Below are 13308 nucleotides of genomic sequence, written 5' to 3' on the forward strand. Positions count from 1 at the left end.
ACGCCTGAGCGCACGCACCCCAGGGCGCGGGGAGCTGCGCGCTCAGCCCCCACCGACCCCGCACACGCCACACGGCCTCCCGCGCCACGGCCGCGTGGGATGCCGTATGGCGCCTGGGCTGCGGACGCCGGTGGACGGGCGCGGGTGGAGTGCGGCTGGGCGCGCAGTTCCCGCGCCCCTGAGGGGCCCTGCGCTCAGCCCGTGCAGCGTGCGTGAGGCGGGTACCGCGGGTGCAGGGCGTCCGTGGCCGGGCGCGCCGTTCCCCGCGCCCCTGAGGGAGCCTGCGCTCAGCCCCGTCACATAGTCGACGTGCGGCAGCGGGCACCAGGCACGTACGGCGGGTGCAGGTGGTCCGTGGCCGGGCGCGCAGTTCCCCGCGCCCCTGAGGGGGCCTGCGCTCAGCCCGTGCAGCGTGCGTGAGGCCGGTACCGCGGGTGCAGGGCGTCCGTGGCCGGGCGCGCAGTTCCCCGCGCCCCTGGGGGGGCCTGCGCTCAGGTCAGTTTTGTGGACAGGGTCGGCCAGCGCTTGAGCAGGGCGCTCTCCACGTGCGGCAGTGCTCGTTGGCCGGTCAGGGCCAGGGTGATCGCCAGGGCCACGCCCGCCCATGCCAGCGGGCCGAGCGGGGTGCAGCCGAAGAGCTGGCTGATGCCCGGGGTCTCGACCAGGGCGACCAGGGCGACGGCCGAGCCCAGGGACGTGATCCGGACCAGCGGGCTGTCCCGGCGGTCGGCCAGGGTCTGGGCCAGCTGGGTGCCCACCACCGCGCACAGGGCCATCGTCGTGGAGCGGCGGGCCGTGCCGGGGGTGAAGCGGCCGAACAGCCAGGCGGCGGTCGCGCCCAGGCAGGTGGTGAGGGCACGGTGCCGGATCTGCCGGATGAGCGGGGCGCCCAGGACCGAGGTGGCCAGGGGCTCGCCGGGTCCCGCGTCGGCGGGTTCCTCCGCCTGCTGGTGCGGGGTCACCGCGACCGCCATCGCCGGGAACAGGTCGGTGAACAGGTTCACCAGGAGCATCTGGCGGGTGGACAGGGGCGCGGAGCCCGACAGGAGGGTGCCGACGATGCCGAAGCCGACCTCGCCCGCGTTGCCGCCGATCAGGATGGCGATGGCGTCGGCGACGCTGTGCCACAGGGCGCGGCCCTCGCGGACCGCCTCGATGAGCACCGACAGGTCGTCGCCGGTGACGACGAGATCGGCGGCGTTGCGGGCGGCGGCCGAGCCGCGGGCGTTGATGCCGACGCCGATGTCGGCGGCGCGGATCGCGGCGGCGTCGTTGGCGCCGTCGCCGACCATGCCGACCACCCGGCCGGCGTCCCGCAGGGCCTCGATCACCTGGAGCTTCTGCTCGGGCGCGACCCGGGCCACCACGTCGGCGTCCCGCAGCATCCGGGAGCGGGCGGAGCGGTCGGCGGCGGCCAGTTCGTCGCCGGTGACCACGGTCGCGTCCTGCGGCCAGCCCAGGCCGACGGCGATGGCCAGGGCGGTCTGCGGGTGGTCGCCGGTCAGCACGACCGGCCGTACGCCCGCCTCGCGCAGCCCCCGCACCAGCGCCGGGGACGTCTCGCGCGCCACGTCGGCGAGGGCCACCAGTCCGGTGAACTCCAGCTTGCGCAAGGGCTCTTGGAGGACGTCCGACGCCTGCTCGCCCTCGCCGAGGGGACGCCTGGCCACCGCGAGCACCCGCAGTCCGTCGCCGGCCAGCGCATGGGACCGGTCGGAGACGTGGTCCGCAAGACCGGCGCAGGCGGGCAGGACGGTCTCGGGCGCGCCCTTGACCACCAGCACCGGTGAGCCGTCCCCGGCCCGGCCCACGGCGGCGGCGTAACCGCGGCCGGCCTCGAAGGGCAGGCCCTCGATCTGCTGCCACTCGGGGTCGGGCCCGGCGGCGTCCAGGACGGCCTCGTCGGTGGCGTGGGCCGGGCGGACGGAGTCGCCGTTCAGCTGGGGGCAGGCGCGGGCCGCGACCCGCAGCGGGCCGGCCGCGCCGGACTCGCCGAGGGTGTGGACCGTGCCGCCCGCGTCGGCCACCCGCACCAGCCGCAGCCGGTTCTCGGTCAGGGTGCCCGTCTTGTCGAAGCAGACGGTGTCCATGCGGCCCAGCGCCTCCAGCGTGCGCGGAGCGCGGACCAGGACACCGCGGCTGCTGAGCCGGCGGGCGGCGGCCAGCTGCGCCACCGTGGCCACCAGCGGCAGCCCTTCCGGTACCGCGGCCACCGCGACCGCCACGCCGCCGCTCACCGCCTGCCGGATCGGCGTTCCCCGCAGCAGCGACAGGCCGGTCACCACGGCACCGCCCGCCATCGTCAACGGCATGGCCTTGCGGGTGAGTTCCTGGAGCCGGGCCTGTACTCCGGCGGCCGTCGGCACCCGGGCGGCGAGGGCGACGGCGCGGGCGGCCTCGGTGCGGTCGCCGGTGTCCACGACGACCGCCTGGGCGCGTCCGGCCACCACGGTCGTCCCCTCGAAGACCATGCAGTGCCGTTCGGCGACGGGGGCGCGCGGCGCGGGGTCCATCGCCTTGTTCACCGGCAGGGACTCGCCGGTGAGCGCGGACTCGTCCACCTCCAGGCCGTCCTCCCACAGCAGCCGGGCGTCGGCGGGCACCACGTCGTCGGCCTTGAGGTCGATCACGTCACCGGGGCTGAGCTTGGCGGCGTCCACCACGTGGACCGCCTCCCCGTCGTCCGCGACCCGCGCCTTCTGTTTCTGCTGGGCGAGCAGCCCGGACAGCGCCCGCTCGGCCCGCAGCCGCTGGACCCCTCCGACCAGCGCGTTCAGGTCGAGGGCACCGACGACCAGCAGCGCGTCCACGGCCGACCCGAGGATCGCCGACGCGGCCGAGCCGACCGCCAGGACCGGGGTGAGCGGGTCGTCCAGTTCGTTCCGTACGGCCTGGGCCAGTTGCAGCGACCAGCGCGCCGGGGCCAGCACGGGCAGCCGTACGACGGAGTCGGCGGCCGTGCGGACCCGGGCGGTGACCTGCTCGACGGCCGTCGGCTCGGCGGGCGTCTCGCGCTCCAGCCGGTCGCGGACGTCGTCCGGGTCCAGGGCGTGCCAGGCCACCCGGGGCCGGGGGTGCGGGGCGCGGGCCGCCGCCACGCCGAGGGCGGAGCGCACCCCGGTGAACAGGGCCGCCGCCGCGCCCAGGTCGACGGGCGCGTGCCGCAGGCCGGGCAGCAGGCTGTGGCCGCCCCGGCGGGACTCGCCGACGGCCACCAGCAGCCCGGACAGGGCGGCGCCGGACCGGGCGAGGGTCTGCGAGCGGCTGCCGACCGCGCGGGCCACCGGCACGGCGGCCAGCAGCCGCCACACGTCGGCGAGGCCGTGCGGGGCCAGGACGTCCGCGCCCCACACCACCTGGCCGTCCCCGTCGGTGAGGGCGACGGCCACGTCACCGCGCAGGAGCCCGGCGGTGACGTCCGTGTCGTCGTGCGGGCGGGGACGGGCGACGGTGAGCACGCCGCCCTCCTCGCGCAGCTCGTCGACGACCTGCGCGAGCGGCCGGTCGGCGCCGACGACCTGGTCGGCGAGGCCGGTGAAGTCGGCGAGCGCGGGGTCGTCCACGACCACGACCCGCAGTCCGGCCCGCCGGGCCGCGTCCAGCACGGCCTCGGTCCAGGGGTCGGCTCCGGCGCCGGGGGTGAGCAGGGCGCTCGGGTGCAGGACGACGGTTCCCGCCATCTCCAGCTGCCGCAGCCGCTCCGGGTCGCGCACCAGCACGCCCGCCCCGGACAGGGCGCCGCTCAGCACGGCGTGGAAGGCGGCGGGACCGTACCGGGCGGCCTTGGGGGAGCCGGCGAGCACCGCCTCGGCGGCCTCGGCGATGTCGTGCTTGACGAGCAGGGCCGCGACGGCGCCCAGGACACTGCCGGTGGAGGCGTGGGCGGCGTACTCCTGGGCGGGTGAGGTCCGCAGCGGAGGGCGCAGCGCGGGGTCGGCCGGGACGCTGTCCCGGTCCGGCGCGCACAGCTGGTCGTGCACGGTCTCGAAGGTGGCCGTCCGGGCCAGCGCCTCCGCGAGCTGGCAGGTGCGCAGGGTGCCGTCGAGCAGCAGCGAGGTGGGGGTCTGGCCGGCGCCGTGCACGACCGCGTTGGCGGCGGCCAGCGCCACGTCCATCCGGGGTCCGCCGAGCCGGCTCCGCAGCCAGGACCGGAAGCGGGGGTTCTCCCGCAGCAGGGTCAGCGTGGCCGTGACCAGCCGGGGCGAGGGCGGCAGCCGCAGCGCGGATGCGGCGACGGCGGCGGCGATCCCGAGCGCGTCGGCGCCGAGCGCGAGGGCCGCGGTCCGCACGGAGGCCGGATCGCCGGGGTGGGTGAGTTCCTCGACGTCGTCGACGCCCACGGGGACGAGCCCGTGCCGCTCGGCGAGTGCGGCGGCCCGCTCCATCACCCGGTCGCTGACGGCCTCCTCGGCCGCCGTCACGACCAGCCGGCCCAGCCCGCGGTCCCAGTACGCGAACGCCACGTCCGGATGCTCGACGAGGGCTGCGGCGACCCGGCGGGCGAGGCGCTCGGTGCGGGCGGACCGGGACGCCGGGGGCCCGGCGGGCTCGCCGGCCGGTTCCGTGTCCTGCTCCCGGTCGGCGTCGGTGTCCGCGCCGCGCGGGCGCAGTGCCAGGTGGGCGCGGTTTCCGGCGCGCCAGTCCTGGCTGCCGCCGGGGGCCGCCGCGCGGGCGGCCCGGGCCATCCGCAGCGCGAAGTCGGCGCCGCGTACGCCGGCCCGTGCCGTCCCCGCCGCCGCTCCGGCGGCCACGCCCACCGCCGGTGCCGCGGACCGGGCGAGCAGCCGCGGACCGGCGAGGACGAGGCCGGCGGCGACCGCCGACGGGCGGGTGAGAAGTCCTGCGCTCATCACGTTCCCTCAGTCGCTCGTACGGTCGTGCCGTGCCGTCGGGGCACTGGGCGCGCCGCTGCCCGGGGGCGGGGCGGGCGCTTCCTCGGGGCCCGTGGGATGCGCGGGCAGCTTGCCGGAGGGCGTGGCGGGGGACGCCGTACCCGCCGCGGGCGTCTCCGTACCCGCCGCCGGCGCGGACCGGGCCAGCACCTTCGGGGTGGGCGTCGGGCCGGCGGACTCCCCGGCGCCGCCGGAGCCCGGGTCCTCGGCGGGCCGGGTCTGCGGCTCCTCGTGCCGCGGCTGGGTCAGCCACGCGACCGCCGCTCCGGTCAGGGCGATCGGCCACTCCACCACACCTGCGACGCCCAGCACGCCGGCGCCGGTGTACACGGCGATCCGTCGCCCGCGCGGCGACACCGCTCCGACCCTGTCCAGGGTCTCCTCGGCCGCCCTGCTCACCACTCCGGCACCGGGCACCCTGCTCAGTACCGAGGCGGCGGCCCGCAGCGGCTGCGGGAGGTCGTGGGCCGGCTTCCGCTCGGCCTTCTGCTCGGCCATGGCTTCCTCGGCTCCCCTCGGGTCCGGACGTTCGCCTTCCGCTTACCCGGGTTCCCGCACTTCGCACAGTCATCCCGAGCGGCGGGGAGTATTCACCCCCGCCGCAGCGCGATCGCGTGCAGCCGCTCCGGCCGCTGCCGCGACTGCTCGCCCGCCGGCCCGTACCTCACCCTGCGCGGCCCGGTCTCCGGCCCGGGCCACAGGTCGGTGTGCTCGACGACGACCCGGCCGACGTACCGGTCGACGGACTCCTCACGCTGGACCGGGTGCGCTCCCACCTCGTGCCGCTCCCGCGCCTCGCGGAACTCCGGGGACTCCGCGCGCAGCCGCCTGAGCGGCATCACGCGCCGGCACCCGGCGGGGCCACGCTCGGCACGCTGTCGCCCCGGACGGTCGACTGAGCCGTGCGGACGGCCGGCCGGTCCACACCGCACCGCTTGGCCAACCCGTGGTGAAGGAGCCCCCGTTGACGGTCGTCTTGCTGCACACTCCTAGCTGGCCGGCGGATTCACCGGACGCGGCCCTTGGAGGCAGCATGCTGGAGATCAACACGAGCAAGGTCAGCCGCTGGGACCAGCACGGACGCGAACACGTCGTGCGGGTCCAGCGGGCGGGAGTGCAGCGCACGATCAGCTGCGACACGTGCGGCTGGCGCAAGGGCGCCCAGTTCCTGCCGTGGCTGAAGGCGGAGGAACACCTGGCCGAGGCCCATCAGGCGACGGTGGACCCGGCGAAGTCGTGAGCGCGGCGCCGGCCCGGGGGCCCTGGGTCCCAGGGTCCGCCCTACGGTCCTCCAGGGGGTGCGGGCCGGCTCGGCGACCACCTCGGCCCCGCGGCGGCCCGCTTCTCGGCCGTGGCAGCGGAGTCGTCGACCTGGAAGGCGACCCGGATGACCCCGGCCACGCGCCGCCCGGCCCGCGTCGAGGATGGTGCCCCGTCCGTCGCCAGAGCTGAACGCGCGCGCCCCGCTCGGGCAGACCGAGGACGTCGCGGTAGAAGTGCGGCGCCGCGCCGTGGCCGGCCGCCGAGCCGACCGGGCGCGGTTCGCGGACAGCGGGTTCGCCCGGCCGGCCGCCGAGCCGACCGGGCGCGGTTCGCGGGCGGCGGGTTCGCCGGACATGTCGGCTCCTCGGAGGTCGCGGGTACGGGGCGCTCCGGGCGGGACGCGTCAACCAGGTGCGCGACCGTGCGATTCCCGTCCGCCTACGCCCGCAGTCCCCGCGCCACCAGCTCCACCACCGCCGCGAACTCCTCCTGCGCGTCCGGCTGTTCCCACTCGCGGGCGTGACAGGGGTCGTGGAAGCGGCCGGTCGCCTGGAACAGCGCGCGGGCCGTGGCCGCCGGGTCGGTGACGGTGAAGGCGCCGGTGTCGACGCCCGCCTGGACGATCCGGGTCAGCTGAGCGGTCAGGTCGGTGATGTGGTCGCCGACCGCCGCGCCGGTCTCGGCGGTCAGCACCATGTAGGTGGCGAACAGCTCGGGGTCGTCGCCCGCCTTGCGCCGCTTGGCCTCGAAGAGGGCCGCGAGCCAGTTGCGCAGGCGGGTGTCCGGGTCGCGGGTCTCGTCGGCGGCGATCCCGGACAGCGCCTCGGAGGTACGGTCCAGCCACCGCTTCGTCACCGCCTCCCGCAGCGCCGCCTTCGTCCGGAAGTGCCGGTAGACGGTGCCGTGGCTGACGCCGAGCGCGCGGGCCACGTCCACCACGGTCGCCTTGGCCGGGCCGTGGCGGCGCAGCACCTCCTCGGTGGCTTCGAGGATGCGCTCGGCGGTCAGGATCTCGCTGGTCGGTGCCATGGCACAGACCGTACCGGGCACCGGGTCAGCGCTCGACGTGCGCCATCTGCGCCGCCGGGTAGCGCTCGCCGGCGGCGGCACCGGCCGGTACGGCGTCCTCGATCGCCGCGAGATCGGCCGTGTCCAGCGTGACGTCCAGCGCGCCCAGAGACTCCGCCAGCCGCTCCCGGGTCCGGGCGCCGACGAGCGGCACGATGTCCTCGCCCCGCGACAGCACCCAGGCGATGGCGATCTGCGCGACCGAGACCCCCTTGCGCTCGGCGATCCGGCGCAGCGCCTCGACCAGGTTCAGGTTGTGCTGGAGGTTCTCGCCCTGGAAGCGCGGCGAGTACGCCCGGAAGTCGTGGGCGGCGAGCTGCCGGTCCCGGGTGAAGTGCCCGGAGATCAGCCCCCGGGACAGGACGCCGTACGCCGTGACGGAGATGCCCAGTTCGCGGGTGGCCGGCAGGATCTCGGCCTCGATGCCGCGCGAGATCAGCGAGTACTCGATCTGGAGGTCGGCGATCGGGGCGGTGGCGGCGGCCCGGCGGATCGTCTCGGCACCGACCTCGCTGAGGCCGACATGGCGGACGTGCCCCTTCTCGATGAGTTCCGTGATCGCGCCGACCGTCTCCTCGATCGGTACGTCCGGGTCGAGGCGGGCGATCCGGTAGACGTCGATGTGGTCGACGCCGAGGCGCTGGAGCGAGTACGCGGCGAAGTTCTTCACCGCGGCCGGGCGGCCGTCGTATCCGGACCAGCCGCCGTCCGGGTCGCGCAGCGCCCCGAACTTCACACTGATCAGGGCCTGTTCGCGCCGGGCGGCGGGCGCGGTGCGCAGGGCCTCGCCGATCAGCAGCTCGTTGTGGCCCATGCCGTAGAAGTCGCCGGTGTCGAGCAGGGTGACGCCCGCTTCCAGGGCGGCGTGGACCGTGGCGATCGACTCGGCCCGGTCCGCGTCGCCGTACAGCGCGGACATGCCCATGCAGCCGAGGCCGAGGGCGGAGACCTGGGGGCCGGTGCTTCCGAGGGTGCGGGTCTGCATCGTCATGGCGTCCACTCTGGCATGACAGCTGACAGATTTCAATATCTGTCAGCTGTCACCGCTCACGCCCTCTCAGGGCAGTACACCTAGCGTGCGGTGAAGGCCAGCTGCGCCCCCATCACCAGGAACGACCCCGCGAAACTCCGCCGCAGCCACGCCATGACCCGCGGCCGTGAGGTGACGTGCCGGCGCACCGAGGCCGCGAGTACCCCGTACGCGACGAACACGGCGAGGGTGACGAGCATGAACACACCGCCGAGCGTCAGCATCCACAGGACCGAGTGCGGCCGGTCCGGGTCCACGAACTGCGGCAGGAAGGCCAGGAAGAAGATCGTCACCTTGGGATTGAGGACGTTGATCAGCACGGCCCGGACGATCAGCTGCCGCTCGGAGGCGGGCTCCGCGTCCTGGCCGACGTCGATCGCCCCCTTGTCCCGCACCATGGCCCACGCCATGTAGAGGAGGTAGACGACACCGGCGTACTTGAGGACCTGGAACGCGGTCGCGTTCGCGTGCAGGAGCGCGGCGACTCCGGTGACGGTCGCCAGCACGTGCGGCACGAGCGCGAGCGTGCACCCGACGGCCGCGATCACGCCGGCCCGCCGGCCGCGGGAGAGCCCGGTGGCGAGGGTGTAGACGACGCCGGTGCCGGGGGTGGCGCAGACGACGAGGGTGGTGAGGAGGAACGCGATGCTCATACGGCCACCCTGGTAGCGCGACGGCCCCCGATACAGGACCACTGCGGGGTCCGTATCGGGGGCCAAAGAGCCGGGGCGGGCGCGGGGCCCGCCGGGGCGGGCGCGGAGTCCTAGCAGCCGACGAGGCGCCCGGCCAGGTAGCCCTCGATCTGGTCCAGGGACACCCGCTCCTGCTTCATCGAGTCCCGCTCGCGGACGGTGACGGCGTTGTCCTCCAGCGTGTCGAAGTCGACCGTCACGCAGTACGGCGTACCGATCTCGTCCTGGCGGCGGTAACGGCGGCCGATCGCGCCGGCGTCGTCGAAGTCGATGTTCCAGTTCTGCCGCAGCGCCTGGGCGAGGCCCTTGGCCTTGGGCGACAGCTCCGGGTTGCGGGACAGCGGCAGGACGGCGACCTTCACCGGGGCCAGGCGGTGGTCCAGGCGCAGCACCGTGCGCTTCTCCAGCTTGCCCTTGGCGTTGGGCGCCTCGTCCTCGATGTAGGCGTCGAGCAGGAACGCCAGCATCGCGCGGCCGACACCGGCCGCGGGCTCGATGACGTACGGCGTCCAGCGCTCCTGGGCCTCCTGGTCGTAGTAGGAGAGGTCCTGGCCGGAGGCCTTGGAGTGCGCGCCGAGGTCGTAGTCGGTGCGGTTGGCGACGCCCTCCAGCTCGCCCCACTCGTTGCCGCCGAACTGGAAGCGGTACTCGATGTCAGCGGTGCGCTTGGAGTAGTGGGAGAGCTTCTCCTTCGGGTGCTCGAACCACCGCATGTTCTCCTCGCGCAGGCCGAGACCGGTGTACCAGTTCCAGCGCTGCTCCATCCAGTACTCCTGCCACTGCTCGTCCTCGCCCGGCTTGACGAAGAACTCCATCTCCATCTGCTCGAACTCGCGGGTGCGGAAGATGAAGTTGCCGGGCGTGATCTCGTTGCGGAAGGACTTGCCCATCTGCGCGATGCCGAACGGCGGCTTGCGGCGCGAAGTGGTCTGCACCTGGGCGAAGTTGGTGAAGATTCCCTGCGCGGTCTCGGGGCGCAGGTAGGCGACGGAGCCGCTGTCCTGGGTCGGGCCGAGGTGGGTGGAGAGCAGGCCGGAGAACTGCTTGGGCTCCGTGAAGGTGCCCTTGTTGCCGCAGTTGGGGCAGTTCAGGTCCGCGAGGCCGTTCTCCGGGAGGCGCTTGTGCTTGGCCTCGTAGGCCTCCTCCAGGTGGTCCGCGCGGAACCGCTTGTGGCAGGAGGTGCACTCGGTGAGCGGGTCGGAGAACGTGGCGACGTGGCCGGAGGCGACCCAGACCTCGGGGGCCAGGATCACGGACGAGTCGATACCGACGACGTCCTCGCGCGAGGTCACCATGTAGCGCCACCACTGGCGCTTCAGGTTCTCCTTGAGCTCGACACCCAGCGGTCCGTAGTCCCAGGCGGCGCGCTGTCCGCCGTAGATCTCACTGCAGGGGAATACGAAGCCACGGCGCTTGCTCAGGCTGACGATGGTGTCGATCTTGTCGGCGGCCACGGTGCTCTCTTCATTACGACGACGGGCGACGAAGCGAGATGCTTCAGAGCATTGCTTCAGAGCGAATGCCTCAGGTTACCGGCGGGGACTCCCCTGCAATCAAATCGGTCCGGAGGGCGGCCCTTCCACGCCCCCGCGCAGGGGCCCTGTGCAGGGTTTGTTGACAACCGTTTCCATATTTGTTGAAAATGAGTGTCATGAACGTACGACGACACCACATATCCGGCATCGCGGTCGCGGCAGCCACCGTCCTCGGCCTCGGCACCCTCTCCGCCTGCGCCGGCGACAGCGAGGCGGCGGGCGGCACGGACAAGTTCGACGTCGTCGCCTCGTTCTACCCGATGGCCTTCCTCGCCGAGCAGATCGGCGGGGACCACGTGAACGTCACCAGTCTCACCGAGCCCGGCCAGGAGCCGCACGACCTGGAGATCAGCGCCCAGCAGACCGCGCGGCTCCAGGAGTCGGACGCGGTGCTCTACCTCAAGAACCTCCAGCCCGCCGTCGACAAGGCGGTCGCGCAGGCCGACGTCAAGACAAAGATCGACGCGGCCACGCTGACCAAGCTGGAGGACCACGGCGACGTCGAGCACGAGCACGAGGGCGAGGAGGCCGCCGCGGAGGAGCACGCCGAGGAGGAGGAGCACGCCCTCGACCCGCACATCTGGCTCGACCCGGTGAAGTACGCCGAGGTCGCCGAGGGCGTCGCCACGTCCTTCGAGAAGGCCGACCCGGACAACGCCGCGGACTACAAGAAGAACGCCGCCGCGCTGACCAAGAAGCTCGGCGACCTGAACACCGCGTTCGCGACCGGCCTGAAGAACACCGACAGCAAGGTCTTCTTCACCAACCACGCCGCCTTCGGCTACCTCGCCGAGCGCTACGGCCTGACCCAGGAGGCCATCTCCGGTCTCGACCCGGAGAGCGAGCCCAGCCCCGCCCGGATCAAGGAACTCCAGACGGAGGCCAAGGCCGACGGCGTCACCACCGTCTTCTACGAGACACTGGTGTCCGACAAGACCGCGAAGACCCTCGCCCAGGACGCGGGACTGAAGACGGACGTCCTCGACCCGCTCGAAGGCATCACCGAGAAGTCCAAGGGCGACGACTACTTCCAGGTCATGGAGTCCAACCTCACGGCGCTGAAGTCCGCCCTCGGCGCCAAGTGACCCCTACGGAGGACCTCGTGAGCGAGCCCGTCATCTCCCTGCGCGGCGTCCGTGCCGAGCTGGGCTCGCGGCCCGTCCTGCGCGGTATCGACCTCGCCGTGGGCCGCGGCGAGGTCGTCGCGCTGCTCGGCGCCAACGGCTCCGGCAAGTCGACCGCCGTCCGCACCCTCATCGGCCAGGTGCCGGTGAGCGCGGGCGAGGTCGAGCTGTTCGGCACCCCGCGCCGCCGCTTCCGCGACTGGGCGCGCGTGGGCTACGTACCGCAGCGCACCACGGCCGCCGGCGGCGTGCCCGCGACGGTCACCGAGATCGTCTCCTCCGGCCGCCTGTCCCGCGCCCGCTTCGGCATGCTGCGCAAGGCCGACCACGAGGCCGTACGCCGTGCCCTGGACCTGGTCGGCATGAGCGACCGCGCGAAGGACTCCGTCAACGCCCTGTCCGGCGGCCAGCACCAGCGCGTGCTGATCGCCCGCGCCCTCGCCGCCGAACCCGATCTGCTGATCATGGACGAGCCGATGGCGGGCGTGGACCTGGCCAGCCAGGAGGTCCTGGCGCGCACCCTCCGCGACCAGGTGGCGGCCGGTACGACGGTGCTGCTCGTCCTGCACGAACTGGGCCCTCTCGAGCCCCTGATCGACCGGGCGGTCGTCCTGCGCGACGGCTGCGTGACGCACGACGGCCCGCCCCCGCGGGCGCTCGGCCAGCACGCGCTGCCCGGCCACGACCACGTACACCCGCACGCGGCTCACGACGCCGAACCGATCCGGACGGGACTGCTGAGCTGATGGAGATCCTGGACTACGCCTTCATGCAGCGGGCCCTGCTCGCCGCCGTCCTGGTCGGCATCACCGCCCCCGCCGTCGGCATCTACCTCGTCCAGCGCCGCCAGGCCCTGATGGGCGACGGCATCGGCCACGTCGCGATGACCGGCGTCGGCCTCGGCTTCCTGCTGTCCTGGTCGCCGGTGTGGATGGCCACGCTCGTGTCGGTGCTGGGCGCGATCCTGATGGAACTGATCCGCTGGTACGGCCGGACCCGCGGCGACATCGCCCTCGCGATGCTCTTCTACGGCGGCATGGCCGGCGGTGTGATGTTCATCAACCTCGCGCCGACCGGTTCCAACGCCAACCTGACGTCGTACCTGTTCGGTTCCCTGTCGACGGTGAGCGAGTCGGACGTCACCGCGATCTGCCTGCTCGCCGCCTTCGTGGTCCTGGTCACCGTCGGGCTGCGCCGCCAGCTGTTCGCGGTCAGCCAGGACGAGGAGTTCGCGCGCGTCACCGGCCTGCCGGTGCGGGCGCTGAACCTGCTCACGGCGATCACGGCGGCGGTGACGGTGACGGTCGCCATGCGCGTGGTGGGCCTGCTGCTGGTGTCGGCGCTGATGGTGGTGCCGGTCGCGGCGGCCCAGCAGCTGACCCGCAGCTTCGCGGCGACGTTCGCGGTCGCGGTGGCCATCGGCGTCTCGGTGACGATCGGCGGCACCGTCACGTCGTACTACCAGGACGTCCCGCCCGGCGCGACGATCGTGCTGCTGACCATCGGGGCGTTCGTCGCGCTGACCGCGCTGGCGGCCCCGCTGGCCCGGCGCCGCGCGCGGGCGCTGGCCGCCGCGCATCCCGACGGGGATCCCGACGGGGATCCCGCGGAGTGTGCGATTCCGGCCAGCCGGGGACCGGACGGCAAGGTCGGCGTCTGACCACTGACAGGCCGGACTGGCACAATGGCCCGGCAAGTGCAGAC

General features: G+C 74.0%; 11 protein-coding genes. 4 read left to right on the forward strand and 7 right to left on the reverse strand.

All coding sequences use genetic code 11. The features are described from left to right. Positions 1–491: 491 nt before the first annotated feature. The 3 genes from ACWD0J_RS28910 to ACWD0J_RS28920 form a co-directional block, all read right to left on the reverse strand. A complete protein-coding gene (locus tag ACWD0J_RS28910; RefSeq protein WP_451498784.1) occupies positions 492–4850 on the reverse strand; it encodes an HAD-IC family P-type ATPase in 4359 nt (1452 codons plus the stop codon). Positions 4851–4859: 9 nt separating this feature from the next. Further along, a complete protein-coding gene (locus tag ACWD0J_RS28915; protein WP_451498785.1) occupies positions 4860–5390 on the reverse strand; it encodes a hypothetical protein in 531 nt (176 codons plus the stop codon). A 92-nt stretch (positions 5391–5482) separates the two neighbouring features. After that, on the reverse strand, positions 5483–5734 hold the full coding sequence (locus tag ACWD0J_RS28920) for a hypothetical protein (RefSeq protein ID WP_451498786.1): 252 nt from the start codon (positions 5732–5734) through the stop codon (positions 5483–5485). Positions 5735–5925: 191 nt separating this feature from the next. On the opposite strand from ACWD0J_RS28920, the gene ACWD0J_RS28925 reads away from it, so the two are divergent. After that, on the forward strand, positions 5926–6132 hold the full coding sequence (locus tag ACWD0J_RS28925) for a hypothetical protein (protein WP_451498808.1): 207 nt from the start codon (positions 5926–5928) through the stop codon (positions 6130–6132). A gap of 461 nt (positions 6133–6593) precedes the next feature. On the opposite strand, the gene ACWD0J_RS28930 is transcribed toward ACWD0J_RS28925, so the two are convergent. The 4 genes from ACWD0J_RS28930 to ACWD0J_RS28945 form a co-directional block, all read right to left on the reverse strand. Beyond that, positions 6594–7184 (reverse strand): TetR family transcriptional regulator, encoded by a 591-nt coding sequence (locus tag ACWD0J_RS28930; RefSeq protein ID WP_451498787.1) that lies wholly within the window; start codon positions 7182–7184, stop codon positions 6594–6596. A gap of 25 nt (positions 7185–7209) precedes the next feature. After that, on the reverse strand, positions 7210–8208 hold the full coding sequence (locus ACWD0J_RS28935) for an aldo/keto reductase (RefSeq protein ID WP_451498809.1): 999 nt from the start codon (positions 8206–8208) through the stop codon (positions 7210–7212). Between the two features lie 86 nt (positions 8209–8294). After that, the gene (locus tag ACWD0J_RS28940) at positions 8295–8906 is read right to left on the reverse strand and encodes a LysE family translocator (protein ID WP_451498788.1); all 612 of its coding nucleotides are present in this window, start codon (positions 8904–8906) and stop codon (positions 8295–8297) included. Between the two features lie 110 nt (positions 8907–9016). After that, positions 9017–10399, reverse strand: coding sequence for a glycine--tRNA ligase (locus tag ACWD0J_RS28945; protein WP_286062258.1), 1383 nt, complete (start codon positions 10397–10399; stop codon positions 9017–9019). Between the two features lie 197 nt (positions 10400–10596). Here ACWD0J_RS28945 and ACWD0J_RS28950 point away from each other — a divergent pair, with 197 nt between their 5' ends. Genes ACWD0J_RS28950 through ACWD0J_RS28960 form a run of 3 tightly spaced genes read left to right on the forward strand, consistent with a single transcriptional unit; the run spans position 10597 to position 13264 of the window. Continuing rightward, the gene (locus ACWD0J_RS28950; protein ID WP_451498789.1) at positions 10597–11565 is read left to right on the forward strand and encodes a zinc ABC transporter substrate-binding protein; all 969 of its coding nucleotides are present in this window, start codon (positions 10597–10599) and stop codon (positions 11563–11565) included. A 17-nt stretch (positions 11566–11582) separates the two neighbouring features. After that, complete coding sequence (locus ACWD0J_RS28955; RefSeq protein ID WP_451498790.1) at positions 11583–12350, forward strand: metal ABC transporter ATP-binding protein; 768 nt, start codon at positions 11583–11585, stop codon at positions 12348–12350. Then, entirely contained in the window at positions 12350–13264 is a 915-nt protein-coding gene (locus ACWD0J_RS28960) for a metal ABC transporter permease (protein ID WP_451498791.1), read from the forward strand. The genes ACWD0J_RS28955 and ACWD0J_RS28960 overlap by 1 nt, the downstream gene beginning before the upstream one ends. The last annotated feature ends 44 nt before the right edge of the window (positions 13265–13308 follow it).

The organism is Streptomyces sp. NPDC003011, assembly GCF_053591515.1.